At 60.9% G+C, this 14928-nt stretch carries 13 protein-coding genes and 1 pseudogene; 6 read left to right on the forward strand and 8 right to left on the reverse strand.

Translation table 11 applies throughout. The annotated features are described in order from the left end of the window. Positions 1-48: 48 nt before the first annotated feature. The 4 genes from J3485_RS10770 (at position 49) to J3485_RS10785 (ending at position 4417) form a co-directional block, all read left to right on the forward strand. Positions 49-1053 carry a glutamate cyclase domain-containing protein gene (locus J3485_RS10770; protein WP_206952454.1) on the forward strand — a complete coding sequence of 335 codons (1005 nt, stop codon included), beginning with the start codon at positions 49-51 and terminating at the stop codon, positions 1051-1053. 60 nt (positions 1054-1113) lie between these two features. Continuing rightward, positions 1114-2433, forward strand: coding sequence for a PLP-dependent aminotransferase family protein (locus tag J3485_RS10775; protein WP_242538546.1), 1320 nt, complete (start codon positions 1114-1116; stop codon positions 2431-2433). Between the two features lie 2 nt (positions 2434-2435). Beyond that, positions 2436-3443, forward strand: coding sequence for a glutamate cyclase domain-containing protein (locus J3485_RS10780; protein ID WP_206952455.1), 1008 nt, complete (start codon positions 2436-2438; stop codon positions 3441-3443). 116 nt (positions 3444-3559) lie between these two features. Then, positions 3560-4417, forward strand: coding sequence for an IclR family transcriptional regulator (locus J3485_RS10785; RefSeq protein ID WP_206952456.1), 858 nt, complete (start codon positions 3560-3562; stop codon positions 4415-4417). A gap of 32 nt (positions 4418-4449) precedes the next feature. On the opposite strand, the gene J3485_RS10790 is transcribed toward J3485_RS10785, so the two are convergent. The 6 genes from J3485_RS10790 to J3485_RS10815 form a co-directional block, all read right to left on the reverse strand. Beyond that, positions 4450-5451, reverse strand: a complete 1002-nt coding sequence (locus J3485_RS10790) for an asparaginase (protein ID WP_206952457.1) — start codon at positions 5449-5451, stop codon at positions 4450-4452. A gap of 46 nt (positions 5452-5497) precedes the next feature. Then, on the reverse strand, positions 5498-6256 hold the full coding sequence (locus J3485_RS10795) for an amino acid ABC transporter ATP-binding protein (protein WP_277991601.1): 759 nt from the start codon (positions 6254-6256) through the stop codon (positions 5498-5500). Positions 6257-6337: 81 nt separating this feature from the next. Next, positions 6338-7474 carry an amino acid ABC transporter permease gene (locus J3485_RS10800; RefSeq protein ID WP_206952458.1) on the reverse strand — a complete coding sequence of 379 codons (1137 nt, stop codon included), beginning with the start codon at positions 7472-7474 and terminating at the stop codon, positions 6338-6340. Further along, the gene (locus J3485_RS10805) at positions 7474-8760 is read right to left on the reverse strand and encodes an amino acid ABC transporter permease (RefSeq protein ID WP_206952459.1); all 1287 of its coding nucleotides are present in this window, start codon (positions 8758-8760) and stop codon (positions 7474-7476) included. Before J3485_RS10805 ends, J3485_RS10800 begins: the two co-directional genes overlap by 1 nt. A 60-nt stretch (positions 8761-8820) precedes the next feature. Then, positions 8821-9876, reverse strand: a complete 1056-nt coding sequence (locus J3485_RS10810) for a transporter substrate-binding domain-containing protein (protein WP_206952460.1) — start codon at positions 9874-9876, stop codon at positions 8821-8823. 400 nt (positions 9877-10276) lie between these two features. Next, on the reverse strand, positions 10277-11593 hold the full coding sequence (locus J3485_RS10815; protein ID WP_206952461.1) for an alpha-methylserine aldolase: 1317 nt from the start codon (positions 11591-11593) through the stop codon (positions 10277-10279). Between the two features lie 148 nt (positions 11594-11741). On the opposite strand from J3485_RS10815, the pseudogene J3485_RS29640 reads away from it, so the two are divergent. Both J3485_RS29640 and J3485_RS10820 read left to right on the forward strand, forming a co-directional pair. Then, positions 11742-11915: pseudogene (locus tag J3485_RS29640) on the forward strand (LysR family transcriptional regulator); the annotation flags it as partial. 39 nt (positions 11916-11954) lie between these two features. Further along, positions 11955-12644: a LysR substrate-binding domain-containing protein gene (locus J3485_RS10820; RefSeq protein ID WP_445267850.1), complete on the forward strand. Its 690-nt coding sequence runs from the start codon at positions 11955-11957 to the stop codon at positions 12642-12644. A 15-nt stretch (positions 12645-12659) separates the two neighbouring features. On the opposite strand, the gene J3485_RS10825 is transcribed toward J3485_RS10820, so the two are convergent. After that, entirely contained in the window at positions 12660-13868 is a 1209-nt protein-coding gene (locus J3485_RS10825) for an aminotransferase class V-fold PLP-dependent enzyme (protein WP_309477002.1), read from the reverse strand. Positions 13869-14100: 232 nt separating this feature from the next. Further along, positions 14101-14847, reverse strand: coding sequence for an SDR family oxidoreductase (locus J3485_RS10830; RefSeq protein WP_206952464.1), 747 nt, complete (start codon positions 14845-14847; stop codon positions 14101-14103). Between the last annotated feature and the right edge of the window lie 81 nt (positions 14848-14928).

Consider the following 14928-nt stretch of genomic DNA (forward strand, 5'->3'; position numbering starts at 1 on the left):
CGAGACGCATCGATCAACCGATCGACCGTTGAAAGGGGACATCCTGCGATGAAGCCGTTGAATGACCGGATTACCGGCGAACGCATCGACCGGCTGATGACCGTTGAAATCCGCCCTCTGACGGGCGGGGTACCGGCTGGATTTGTCGTACCCATGTACGACGTATGCCGCGCACATCACGGTGAACCGTTGAGCTCGCTGGCAGCGCGCAGGCTGGCCGATACCCTCTCTCGCGGCGACACGGTTTTTATCGCAACGGGAGCGGGCGCTGCCCCCAAGCTGCCGCAGGGCGAAACGGACGGGCCGGTCGGCGCGGCTGCGCTGGCCCGGGCGCTCGTGCTCGCGTTCGATGCCCGGGTGGTATTGGTCACTGAAGACGCGCATGCAGCGCCTGTCATGGCAGTCGCCGCCATGATCAACGGTGAGCTCTCCGAACGCGGGAAAGCCGGCGCCGTGTCGACCGTTTGCTTTCCGCTGGGCGTCGAGCGGGGACATCACATTGCACAAGCGCTAATGGACGAGTACCGGCCGAGCGCAGTCATCTTTGTCGAACGAGACGGCCCGAACGAAGAAGGTTTCTTCCACGGTGTCCGCGGCGATTGCCGGAACCCTGAGGATGTCGGCCATGTGTATTTGCTTGCCGAACTGGCGCGCCAGCGCAGGCTGCTGACGATCGGAATCGGGGATGGCGGCAATGAGGTGGGCTTCGGCGCGGTTCGCGATGCCATCACTGCGGTACACCCGCTGGGCGGCAAATCACTGGCAGGCCACCGGTCGGGTGTTGTGAGTGTGATCGCGACCGATGTCGTGATCAGTGCTTCGGTTTCCAATTGGGGCGCACATGCCGTCGCTGCGGCGCTGGCAGCGAGGATCGGTGACTTGAACATCCTCCATACACCGAAGCTGGAATACGCGCTCATTGAAGCGACGGTGCGAGCAGGTGCGCGAGACGGTGCGACATCGAGGGCCGACGTGGCGGTCGACGGAATCAACTGGGAAGGGCATACGTCGTTCGTCGAACTATTGCGAAGCATTGTCGCCGTATCGCTTTGAGCGCGTGGGACATCGAAACAACGCTCTCGCGGCGCCCTCTTGAAATTAAAGGTGTAGGACATGAATGACAGGAAGGAAATCGACAAGGCAGCGACGCCCGCAGGCACGAGTACTGTCAAGACGGACAGTTTCGGCAATCCGATCGACCCGACGGTCGGATTTGCTCGCGGGTCCATCATCCGCTCGAGCCTCGAGGAAGCGCTAAGGCTTCGTCACGCCCAGGCCGTCGCGGCCCGGCGCGTGCAGATGCTCGGCGCGGAATCGATTGGTGTTTTTACCGGAAACCAGCGTGACTTTCCTATTCAGCCCGAGGACATTTCGACGCTCTGCGAAGAATGGGTCGGGCCGGGCCTTGCCGCCGAAGAACTTCGTCAGGTCGCTATCGGACATATGGGCGGGCGCGGCGACGACGCTGTCGCCATCTTCAATCGCACCAGCGCGGGCATCATCGCAACCATTGCGGCGCTATCAGATGGAAAACCGGTTGTGTCGATCGTGCCGCCCGGCGGCCGCTCGCATGCTTCCGTCGTTCGCGGCTCGAAAATCGCGGGCGTCGCCATGCATGAGATCCAAGGCGATGAGGCGTGGCTCCAGATCATCGGGATCCATCGCCCAGCGCTCGTTGTCGTGACGACAGTGACAAGTAGCTTAGAGCGTCTCGAAGACCGGATCACGAAAGAAGTGATTCAGTACGCGCACGCACTCGGCTTAACCGTGTTTCTCGACGAAGCCTACGGCGCTCGTTTGCGGACCGTGCTGCACGGTGGGCAGATAAGTCTGCAACTCGGTGCGGACATCTCCATCACGAATTGCGACAAAGCGGGCCTGTCCGGCCCGCGTGCCGGCGTCCTGGTGGGAAGAAACGAATTCGTGACCGCCGCAGCCGCCAAGGGTGCCGAGTTCGGCATGGAAGCGCGTGCGCCGATTACCGCGGCAGTTATGCGTTCGCTCGAAAAGTACCGGCCCGACGACCTGCGCGAGGAATCAGCCGCGGGTCAAAAGCTGGCCGAGGCGCTCGAGCGGAAAATGGGCAAGGACCTAGTCCAACGAAGCGATCTCGGGCCGATGGTCGATGAAGATTCCGTGCTGCGGGTGCTGCTGAAAATCGCGGGCCGCGAAAATTGCAAGCCAGTGGTCGTACCCTGCGAAGCGACTTCCGCGCTCGGTATGGTTCTGCTCGAGGACCACGGCATTCTCACGGTCAATACGCACGGACAACCTGGCGCCCGCGTGTCTTTACGGCTGAAACCGACGCTCGACGCACTCCGGCGAACGGGCGGGTTCGATGCTGTTGTCTCCGCAGTCGGGCAATCGCTCGAGAAAGTGGCAAACGTCATCGACGACCGTAACGCAATCGCTCGACTTATCGTTGGCAGGTGATCATGACCACAGACTTCGGCCCGATCGACGACCGCCTCGATGCGCTCGTTTCACTCGACCTCGGATGGCGCGGCGTCGAACAGCTCTATCGCGCAGCGCGCGAGCGGCAGGGACGCGCACTGGTTGGCGCGGCCGCCGATGCCCTCGCAGCACTGCCCGAAAAAGCGAATGTATTCGTGACGACAGGGTCGGTGTCGCGCGCATGGATTTCACCGTCCATAGGGGAAAACGACGGCCCCGCGGGACTCGCTGCCGTGGTGAGAACCCTGTCGCTCGCAAAGAAGGCTTTGTGCATCGCATTCGTGGAGGAAACGCTGATTGAGACCACCTCGGCAATCCTGACGACTGCCGGGCTGACCGTGCTGCCATACGAGCAGGCAAAAATCGCGCGTGACGACGGCAGTCTCGCCGTCGTGTGTATCGAGCCGTTCCCGGTCGAAGATGTCGAGGCCAAGGCTGCTTGTAAAAAGCTCATCGAGCAATACGAGCCATCGTTGTTCTTCTCGACCGAACGCGTGGGCCGCAATATCGAAGGCATCTACTGCAGCATGCGCGGCATCGACTACGGCATGGGGCGAGCACGCATCGATTTTTTATTCGACGAAGCGATCGAGCAGGGCATCGCGACCGTCGCCGTAGGCGACGGCGGCAATGAGATTGGGATGGGCGTGGTCAGCGAAGCCGTTCGGAAGTATGTCAAATTCGGCGACAAGCGACCGGACGGCAACGCAGGTATAGGCGCGGTGACCCGCGCAGACGTCCTCGTCACCGCCGCATGCTCGAATTGGGGATGCTATGCCATTGCGGGTGCATTCGCCGCACGGATGGGCAAGGCATCGCTCGCCCACACGCCGGCACTCGAAGAAGCCCTGCTGCGACGCGGTGTAGATGTCGGCCTTATCAACTCCGTGGCGAACGTCGTCGACGCGAATGTCGACGGGATTCCCTTCGCTACCCATATCGCAGTAGTACAACTCATCTCGACGATCATCGCGCCCGCCTTCAAGTAATCCGGAGCGACAAGGCAACCGCTCATACCATTTTTTACCAGTGAAGATGCTTGTTTTTGGAACTATTTTGCGTATAGACTGAGGCGACATTCAATCTGCGGTGCAACGTCACGCCTATGTCCGCCTCCACCCCCGACCATGAAATTGGTTCGGACAACGAAGTATCGCCGACCGAACGCGCCTTCCACGTCATCGAACTCGTTGCACGCTCGCTCAGCATCTCGACGGTCGACCTGATGTCCGCGCTCGGGATTCCCAAAACGACTGCGCACCGGCTAATAGGCAATCTGGAGGAACTGGGGTTCCTGCAGCACGGCATAGAACGAGGCAGATATCACGTCGGCCCGCGGCTGCTGGAACTCGCAACGCACATCCTCTCCGGCACGGCGTCGCACGGCCCGATTCACGCGCTGCTCATGGAATTGTCGCGTCGCACGGCGGAGACATGCAGCCTGGGCGTCATGCGAGGCGCGGAAGTGGTCTATATCGACAGCGTGAGCGGCAATTCGCCGCTCACGCTTCAGTTTCAACAAGGCCAACGTGCGCCCCTGCACTGCACATCGAGCGGCCGAATCTTTCTCGCGCACATGGAAAAAAAACAGCTCGAAGCGTATCTGCTGAGTGGGCCATGGGAGCCGATTACGCCGTACACCATCGTCGACCCCGATCGTCTGCGCCAGGAAATCGCGCTTGTGCGCAAGAGGGGCTATGCGACAAACGATTCCGAGTTTGCAGTCGGCGTTGTTGGCGCGGCCGTGCCGGTGTTCGGGCAGAACGATCGCGCGGTTGCATGCCTGAGCCTGTCCGCGCCCAAAGCGCGCAAGTCGCTCGAAGACATGACGCTGCACGTGCCGCTGCTGCAAAGCGTGGCACAACGGATTACGCGAATCCTGACCTTGCAAGGAGACAGCGCCGAAGCGCAAGCCACGCAGAGCGACACGGTATCCAAGGCTGGGCGCCCCCGCAAAGGCTGAGCCGATGTTCGCGCCGGCTCGTCGTGTCGGCGTCAGTAGGTGTTGAACATCTTCGCGATTTCATCGAGTGCATCGGTACGAGTTAGCGCCAGGGCGAGCAAGATACGGGCTTTCTGCGGATTGAGGTTATCGGCGCCGATAAAGCCGTTGCTGCGCAATTCAATACCGTCGCCAACCCGTCCACCGCCGGCACGGGTCGACACCACCACGGCAACGCCCGCGCGGGCAACCTCCCGCAACGCCGTCGTTTCAGCCGGCGTGCAACAGCCCGGCGCAAAGCCAGCCGCGACGATGCCGCGTGCGCCGGCTTCAGCCAGCGCGGCGATCACGCTGCCGTCCGCACCCGCATACGAATAAGTGATACCTACTAGCGGCAAATGGTCTAGATGGGCGACGTCGAACTCACTGTGCGGGGGCTCAATACGCACCGGGCGGCGATAAAACGCTATTCGGTCCGCGTCGCAATAACCGAGTACGCCGGTATCGCGCGATTGAAAGGCATGCAGGCGGTACGTCGACGTTTTCGTCACATCCCGTGCCGCATGAATTTCGTCGTTCAACACAACGAGCACGCCCAGGCCGCGCGCGGCGGGATCAGCGGCAACGCGGACCGCGTTGTACAAGTTGAGCGCAGCGTCGGAAGACAACGCATTCGACGGCCGCTGTGCGCCGGCCAACACGACCGGCACGGCAACGTCGAGCGTGAGTTGCAGAAAATATGCCGTTTCCTCGAGGGTGGCCGTGCCGTGCAAGATGACAATACCGGCAAGATCCGGCGTCGACGCCTCCAGCTCACGACACATGGCCATCAATTCGCGCCACTCGTCGAAAAAGACGGCCGTGCTGCTCATCGTCCGAAACGGTATCTCGACGACTTCGACATGGGCCGGCACGGCGGGCAGCAGCCCAAGCAATTGCGCGGTGTCGAGCATCTTTCCACCCGCGTCGTAGTCGATCAGGTCGAAGGCGTCGCGGCCGACGGCGGCAATGGTGCCGCCTGTGCCGATCACCGCAACCTTGCACATATTCGTCATGTCGGGGCGATCCTCGTCATCGTCCAGCGCAGGCACTCGTCCACCTTCAGTGCTTGAGCACGCGAGACAAAAACAGTTGGGTCCTCTCATGCCGAGGATGGTCGAAGATGGCCGACGGCGGACCTTCTTCGAGTACACGGCCGTGGTCGATATAAATAACCCGGTCGGCAACCTCGCGCGCGAAACCCATCTCGTGCGTCACGATCATCATCGTCATACCGGATCGCGCCAGTTCCCGCATCGCTTCGAGCACCTCGCCGACCATTTCCGGATCGAGCGCCGAGGTGGGCTCGTCGAACAACATCAACTTCGGCTCCATCGCCAACGAACGGGCGATCGCAACGCGCTGCTGCTGTCCGCCCGACAATTGCGCCGGATATTTATTGACGTGCTCGCCGAGTCCAACGCGCGCCAACAATTTCAGCGCGCTTTCCTCAGCCTTCGCGCGCGGCCATTTGCGCACGCGGATGGGCGCCAGCATGACGTTCTCCAGCGCTGTCTTATGCGGAAATAGATTGAAATGCTGGAACACCATGCCGACTTCGCGGCGAATTCCTGCAAGTTCCTTGCGAGAGGTCCCGAAACCGTCGATCGACGGCGCCAGTTCGATGCCGTCCACCGACAGATGGCCATGGCCAAAATGCTCGAGGCCGTTGACACAGCGAATCAGCGTCGATTTCCCCGAACCGCTGGCGCCGATCAGTACGACAACTTCACCGCTCTTGACTTCCAAGTCGATGTCCTTCAAGACGTGGAAATCTCCATAGGACTTGTTGAGCTTGTGCATCTCGACCATCGCAGACATACCCACTCCTTCGTTCGCTAATCTATCCGCATCAAGCGGAAAAAATCCGACTCCATCCGACTCCGATGGGCAAAGCAACGCTCAGCGCGTACCCTGCCCCATCTTCCGTTCGAGCCTGCGCGCCACATAGGAAATCAACGAGCCGATCGCCAGATAGGTGGCGAAAAGAAAGCAATACACCTCGTATTGGTGAGCGCTGTACTGCGGGTTGGACAGAATGAGCTGACCTGACTTGAGAAAATCGGTCAGACCAATGATGAACAGTGCAGGCACATTGTTGAAGAGGTCGAGCACATTCCCGACGAGCGCGGGAATCACGGCCTTCATTGCCTGCGGAAGGACAATGACGAAGCACTCGTCGCGCTTGCTGAAGCCAAGCGACTGAGCTGCCTCCATCTGCCCCTTCGCTACGCCCTGGATGCCGCCCCGCACATATTCGGCGGCGTATGCGGCATAGAAAAAGACGAAGCCTGCGACGCCTCTAGCGAGGTCGGATATATAGACCTGTGGAGGGAAGACGAGCGGAACGATGATCCACAGCCAGTAGACGATGCAGATCAGCGGTACCGATCGCACCAGTTCGATATACCCTGCGCAGGCCAGGCGCAGGCTGGCAAAGCGGCTATTGCGGCCGAACGCGAGCGCAATGCCGAGCGGCAGGCTCAGGAGCGTAGCGATCGCGGTAACCAGAACGCTCACGAGCAAGCCGCCCCAATGATCGACCCCAGCGGGCGCGAGAAGCGCGCAGATCGCGCCCAGCCCGGCTGCCCATAAAAAGCCGACGCCGCGCCCGAGTTGCGGCCAGCGCACCGTCGCTGCGCGCGCCGCAAGGAAGATTGCAACGTAGCAGCCCGTGCCCGCAACCCAGCGCAGATGCAGGCCAAAGGCCGCGGCGGACACGATCGCGAGCGCGGCGGCGATCATTGCCGTGCCGCGCCAGCGACGCGACATCAGCACGACGCCCAGCGTAATACCGACCAATGCGCAGAGGATCCCACCCGCTGCAAGAGCGCGCCACATCTGATCGCGCGGAAACGTCCCTACCAGCAACACCGTCAGATTGTCGAACACGACCGGCCACTGCGCGACCGTCAACGCCCAGTGGGCAGCCAGATACGCCACATAAAGCGTCAACGGAATGGACACCACCGAAAGCAATGCGCTGGCGGGCGTGGCAAACAGGTTGTAACGCGTCCAGCGGCCGATCGTCGTCGCCATCATCGCGCTCCCTTCTTGATCACGCGCCGGTTGTATAGATTCATGAGCGCGCTGATCGATACGCTGATCAGCAGATAAACGACCATGATGATGAGGATGCCTTCAAGAGATCGCCCGCTCTGGTTCGCCACGGTCCCATAGACATTGAACAAATCCGGAAACCCGATCGCGATCGCAAAAGACGTGCTTTTCGTCAAGCTGATGTACTGGTTGCCGAGCGAAGGCAACATCACGCGCAGCGCTTGCGGTAAAACGATGACCCACAGCGATTCGCGTCCGCTGAGCCCCAACGCCGACGCCGCTTCCCACTGGCCTTTGTCGATCGCCTCCACGGCACCGCGCACGATCTCGGCAATGTACGCGGCGGTATTCACGCTCAATGCGGCGATCAGGCTCGCCATCTCGGGAGAACATCCGATGCCGCCGGACACCGAGAACAGACTCGCCACCGGATAGTCCAGCGAGAATGGCCGCCCGCCCACGAAGAAACCCGCGACGAGGATCAGAGTACTTGCGGCAAACGCACCTTGGCGCAGCTTGCGGGCACGCGACATACAGCCGACCGCGGCCAAGGCCAACGCCACGCCGAGGAACGCCATGAACGTTTTCGCAGCGGGCGTCGCAATCAGCCACGGAATATAGACACCCTGCCGGCTAGCGATGAGCGCACCGTGTAGCAGCGATGCTTGCGATAGGCTCGGCAGTTGTAGAACCACCGCGAAGTACCAGAATAGGATCTGAATCAGCAGCGGCGTGTTGCGAATGAGTTCGATGAATCCCCAGACCCAATTTTTAGCGACCCAGTTCTTCGACATCCGCGTCACGCCGAGCAGCACGCCCAGCACGGTCGACAGCGCGATCGAGATCAGTGCCACGACCAGCGTGTTGTAGAGCCCGGTGACCAACGCCTGGGCATTGGTCATTTGTGCGTTGAACGGCGACAGCGTCAGGCCATTGGGGCCATGGGTGAAAGTGAACCCTTCGCTGATGTCGAATCCCGCCTGCTGGCGCAGGAAGTCCAGGCTGAAGCCGATGCCGTGGCTGCGCAGCCCCGCCCACACCATGCCGAGAAACGTGCCGAACACCGCGACGATCGCACCGAATATCAACGCCTGCACGAGCGCCGCGCGCAAGCGCGCCAAGCGCCGACGCGAGAGCCGTGGCGGGCGGGCCGCCGGCGGAATAGATCCAAACTGCGCGTCCTGCGATCCGGACAGGTTGATATGCCTCACCACACGCTCCCCACTGTCGTCAATTTGCCCGCTCCGATCAGGCGAATCGGTCATGGTCGACTCCGCGGCCCGCAACGCCGGCCCGCTTCGTTAGCGGCCGGCGTGAGATCACTCTCAGTACCAGGGCGGCGAATAAATCAGGCCACCCTTGTTCCACAAAGCGTTCAACGACCCTTCGCGTTCGATTGCGTATGCCGTCTTCGGGCCGAGGTTCCTGTCGTAGATCTCCCCGTAATTGCCGACCGACGCGATCACCTTTTGCACGAAATCGGGCCTGATGCCCAAGTCCTGGCCGAAGGTGCCCGTGATGCCGAGGAACTTCGAGATGTACGGGTTGGACGTTTTCAGAAACGTCGATAGATTCTTCGATGTGATTCCATCCTCCTCCGCCTCGAAGGTTGCATAGATCACCCACCGCAAGGCGGCGTTCCAACGCGGATCGTCTTGCGATGTAAATCCGGCCAGCGGCGATTTATCGAGCGTTTCGGGCAGGATCGTGAGCGCAGCGGGATCCGGCGCATTACCCTTCCAGCCGGCAAGCGCGGATTTGTCGGTGCTCATGACGTCGCATCGCCCCGAATTCAATGCGGCGAACAGCTTGTCCGTATCCTGGTACGTCAATACCTTGGTCGATGGCTTCCAGTTATGCGCTTTAATGTAGTTGGCCCACATCACTTCCGTGCCAGATCCCTGCGTGGTGCAGATCGTCGCGCCGTTCAGATCGCTGGCATGCTTGGCCTTGAGGGACGTTTTAACGAGCATGCCCGTGCCATCGTAGAAGCTGACCGGGAGAAACGTCACGCCGACTGCCGATTCGCGCGTCGTCGTCACCGTCGAATGTGCGAATACGACGTCCACCTGGCCGGTGCGCAGCGCGTTGAAGCGGCTCTTGTCGGTCACGATGACGAACCTCACCTTTTCCGGATCCCCCACTACGGCGGCTGCGACAGCCCGGCATAGATCGACATCCATGCCCTCCATCTTCCCGGTTTTGGGATTGAGGTAACCAAAGCCCGGCGTCGTGTTGTCCGTACCGCAGAGCAGCGTGCCGCGCTGTTTGACCGTGTCGAGATGTCCTTCGGCGCGCGCTGCCCCCATGCCGATGCAGAACATGCCGCAGCTCAATGCCAAGGCCGTGAGCAACCGACTCGAAGAAAAGCGAAATTTCATAAATGGTCTCCCGCCCGGAGAGCTATCGTCCCTACGCCTGTTCCGGGCACGGTCGGCGCGACGCGTTCCAATTTACTTAGTACTACTAACTTGCTTGGCGCCTGTACCTGCACACCGCCATCGCTGACTCTCCTGACAATTCCGCGCGTACCGCCGCACTCAAATCTTCACGGAGTATCGGGATGATTGAATTCTATGTTTCAAAATAATTCCTAAAATCGGTGCTTTCCCTATCGTTTTTTGGAACAACTCATAAACACGAGCATCGAGCGAGCGCGCCGTACGCCCATATCCACGATATGGCGAACCGACTAGAAAAAAAAGACGACACGCTCTTACATCAATCGAAAGTTTCGCTTACGTGTCGCTAAGACATACTCTGCGAACGGAGGCACCCGGTTCAACGCAGGTAATGCAGCTTGGAAAACCGCCGGCGATACTCGCTCACGGCCGGCGCAACGTCCTCGGGCGCATGACGGCGCAACAAAACGTCGGCGATGAAAGACGCGAGTCGCGGCATGTCGTCCGCGGTCATCCCCCAGCGAGCGATTTCCGGCGTACCGAGCCGCAACCCGTTGACGTCCCCCTCGATCTCGGAGAGCGGCAAACCGATGCCGCACGCAAGAATGTTGGCTTTCCGGAGGCGCTTGGCCATGGCGTGGCCTCCGCCGAATCGATGTGCTTCGATTGCGAATTGGTGCGACGTCGTGACGCCGCGGTCCCGGGCGAACACGGGCAAGCCCTCGTCGACGAGGGCCTCGGCAAGCGCCTTGGCCGTCCTCACCATCTCCGCCGCATAGGCATGGCCGAACGCTTGCCAATCGAGCATCGTCATGGCGATCGATGCCGACTTGGACGCATCGAAGTTGGCCGTCATGCCCGGATAGGCGATGGCATCGAGCTTTTGGGCGATCGGCTCGTCGTTGGTAACGATCAATCCGCCTGGGGCACCGGCCAGGCTCTTGTACGTGCTCATCGTCACCAGATGCGCGCCTTCGTCCAAGGGCTGCTGCCAAGCATGACCGGCGATGAGCCCGCACAGGTGCGCCGCGTCGTAGAGCACCGTTGCGCCGATCTCGTCGGCAATGGCTCGAACCTCCCCGATAGGATGCGGAAATAGGTTGAGGCTCTGGCCTAGCGTGATGACCTTGGGCCGCAACCGCAATGCGTCTTCACGCAGTGCATCGAGATCGACGGTGTAGCCGCGCGCATCGAACGCCATGAGGTATGGCTTGACCCCGTACATCCCGGCGGCACCGTTCACGTGATGACTGAAGTGACCGCCGACCGTGGCGGGCGGAACAAACACGGTATCGCCCGGTTTAGCCGCTGCGATATAAGCATAGAGATTCGCGAGGGCACCGGACGCTACGCGTATTTCCGCGTAGCGCGCCTTGAATACCTGAGCGACCAGTTCCGCGGCCAACACCTCGATCTTCTCGACGCCCTCCAATCCCATCTCGTACTTGTCGCCAGGGTAGCCGAGGGACGGTCGCGAGCCGACTCCCGCGGCCAACAGCGCCTCGGCCTTCGGGTTGATGGCGTTGGTGGCGGGATTGAGATTGAAGCAGTCACGCTCGTGAATGACACGGTTTTCTTCGACGAACGCCAGCAGGTCTCTCTCGTTCTGCTCGGGCGTCTGCGCGGCAAAGCGTTTTGCCAGCGCTTGGACATAGCTTTCCGAATCCCGCGGGACCCAAGTGCGCGCTTCCAACATAGCGATTTCCTTCGTGATCGGGCCGCATCGGGCCCAGTGGTTGACTAGCCTTCGCAATCAATCCTAGGAGGCGCATATGCTTATGTATATTTATGTTTTTTGACGTAACACGTTAACTATTCTGTCCAATTGCGAAGGGAGCGATGCGATGGACGTCGGACGTTTGCGAGCACTGCGCGAGCTGGCACAGTGCGGTACGATAGCCGCCGCCGGGCAGGCCCTATTCCTAACGCCTTCGGCCGTTTCGCAGCAGATTGCGCAGCTCGAGGAAGAGGCCGGCGTCAAACTCACCGAGCGCGTCGGCCGCGGCGTGCGGCTCACGCCCGCGGGCCAAGCCCTCGTGACACACACCGAGCGCATCATGGTCGTGCTGGACGAGGCGCGCTCGGAAATGGCGCAGTTGAAGCGGGAAATAGCCGGTGAGTTGCGCGTTGCCGCATTTCCATCGATCGCATCCGCCGTATTGCCCGACACAGTCAAAGCGCTGCAGCCGGTATTTCCGCGTTTGGAGATCGTGCTGGAAGAAATGGAACCCATCGACGGACTCGCGGCGCTGCGGTCCTGGAGAACGGACATCGCGTTGATCGACGATCTGTCGATCGTGCTGAGAAAAAGAGAGGAAAGCGTCGGCCTCGTGCCTCTGGCCGAGGATGTGCTGCACGTCGTACTCGCCGCAGACCATGCGCTGAGCAAAAAAGCCTCATTGAGCGTGGCCGACCTCAAACACGAAACCTGGGCGATCGATTCGACGTCGAGCGTCTTTGGCGATTTCATCACCAACTTGTGCCGTCGTGCCGGATACGAACCACGGATCAACGCCAAATGCCGCGGATTCGAGATGGTGGGCGCCATGGTGGCTTCCGCCTGTTCAGTGTCGATCGTCCCCGGTCTCAGGCGGACGCGCCCTCTCGCCGGCATCGCATGGGTCAAGCTGAGGCCGGAGGTTCGCCGCAAGATCTACGTCGCCTTTCGCCTCGGCGAGCGCAACCATCCGGCCGTCAAGGCGTTCGTCGAGGAAATCGTCCGGACAACATCACGACTCCTCGGTTAATTGCCTCGCGCAGCGTCAATCCACCTCTGTCGTGGTATCTGAAACTCCGTCCGCCAGCCCATCCGTGAGCCCACGCCGGATGACTTCGGCGAGCTGGTCGACGTCCTCCGGATTGTTGAACATTCCGAACGAAACACGGATGCCTCCGCGCTCCGGCGAGACGCGAACCTGGTGGCGGGCGAAATGGTCTGCCCATTTCTGAACCGGAAGCTTGAGCACGTAGATATGCGAGCGCTGGCTGCGATCGCGCGGACCGACCAGTTCGACGCCTAGCTCGTCGAGGTGGGCAATTAGGCGATCCCCTAGCGCTGTCACGTGCCTCGAGATTTCCGGCACGCCAATACTCTGAATAAGGTCGATCGAAGCCGCCAAGGCGTGCAGGTCCGGCAGGTTGAGGTTTCCATATTCGAAACGGCCGGCATCCGCGCGCAGTTCGAGGTCATCGGGCCGCGCAACGTAATCGGCCGGCGGACGGGCCACGCTCGACATCGCAACATAAGCGGGCTGCAATTCATCCAATCCATCGCGAACGTAGAGAATACCGAGACCCTGCGGCACCAACATTCCCTTATGCGTCCCCGCCGCAAGCACGGAAATGCCGAGCGCCTTCACGTCCACCGGGACGACCCCGACCGATTGCATGGCATCGACGACGAGAAGAATCCCATGCTCCTTGCAAAGCTTGCCGATGCTGGCGAGGTCGTGTATCTGACCGGCATGAAAAGTGACGTGAGACAGCGTGATGACTTTCGTACGCTCGTCGATGTGAGGGGCGAATGTCTGCGCAGTCGCGACTTCGTTGTCCTGAAGTTTGACAAAGCGCACCTGCACGCCCTTGCGCTTCAGATTGAGCCATGCGTACGCATTGTTCGGGTGGTCTCCTTCTATGAGCACGACGTTGTCGCCCGCGGTCAAAGGCACTGCGTTGGCGGCGACGTTCAAGCCCTCCGACGTGTTCTTCGTAAAAGCGACCTCATTGGGCGACGCGTTCAAAAACCGGGCTACCTGCCGGCGCACGTCCTCGGCTCGTCTCAGCCAAGCGGGCTTCGGACCTGCCAGCTCGAACCCTTGCTCGTAAAACGCCTCGAGTGCCGCACGAACGCACCTAGCTAGCGGTGTCTGATGTGCCGAATCCAGGTAGAGCATGCGCTCCGTCACTGGAAATTGGATGCGCACCGCAGCGATTCTTTCAGACACGTTCATGTTGGGCCTCGCTCTAGACATGTTCCATTTTTTGGTTATTAAAATTCCAATGTCAAGAACTTTTCACGAAAACATCTCCCCATAATCGGGGACGACGGTTACCCGGAGCGTCTCATCGCACAGGGTCCGTGTGCGCCTTTGAGCGAGAATTCAAGCGGCGATTCTTAGCGTAAACACTTAGATGGAACACGATGAATGCGGAAAATTTGACATTCCATTTATTGAACTTTGTCTTACCTATCTGACGATTCCGTCACGACTCGGCCGCCCATGCTACGGCGTCGGCGCCGGCCGGGATGCGCATCGGCGATGACGGATCGGTCGCCGCACGCCACACGGCCTCGGCGACGTCCTGTGCATGGGTAATCGGGGAAGACGCATCCTGCAGCCGTGCGACGACCTGCTTGGCGAGATCGGCATAGGCCTCGTGATCAAAGCCGTGCATATGGGCGCGCGCGTTCTCGCCGAAGCGAGTGTCGGGCGCACGGCCTGGCAGCACCAGGTGCGCCCGCACGCCGAACTGCGCGAGTTCCATTGCCATCGACTCGGTGAATGCATTCACCGCCACCTTGCTCGCACGGTACGCGGCGAGCAGGGGGAGTGCCTTCAACGTGACGCTCGACGTGACGTTCACGACAACGCCGGCCTTGCGCCGCCGAAACTGAGGCAGCACCGCTTGCGTCAATGCGATCGTGCCGAAGGTGTTGGTCTCGAAGAGCTCGCGCACCGTCGCAAGCGGCACGAGTTCGGCCGGGGAAGCCGCGCCGAAGCCCGCGTTGTTCACGAGCACGTCGATCGGCCCCGCGGCCTCGACCGCCTCGCGAATGCTCTGCGGATTCGCGACGTCGAGCGCCAACACGCGCAGGTGCACTGACGGCGGCAGCACATCGGTGCGCGGCGTGCGCATCGTGGCGACGACCTGCCAGTCGCGGGCCAGAAAATAGCGTGCAATCTCGAGGCCGAAACCGGAAGAGCAGCCGGTGATCAGGACGGTTTGCATGGGAATTCCTGTGAGGGGGTTCGTGTGAGCACCTACGATAGATCGCTGGGACCGGACCTGCTACAATCACAGATCCGAATT

Source organism: Trinickia acidisoli (assembly GCF_017315725.1).
In the GTDB taxonomy this organism is placed as follows: Bacteria; Pseudomonadota; Gammaproteobacteria; order Burkholderiales; family Burkholderiaceae; genus Trinickia; species Trinickia acidisoli.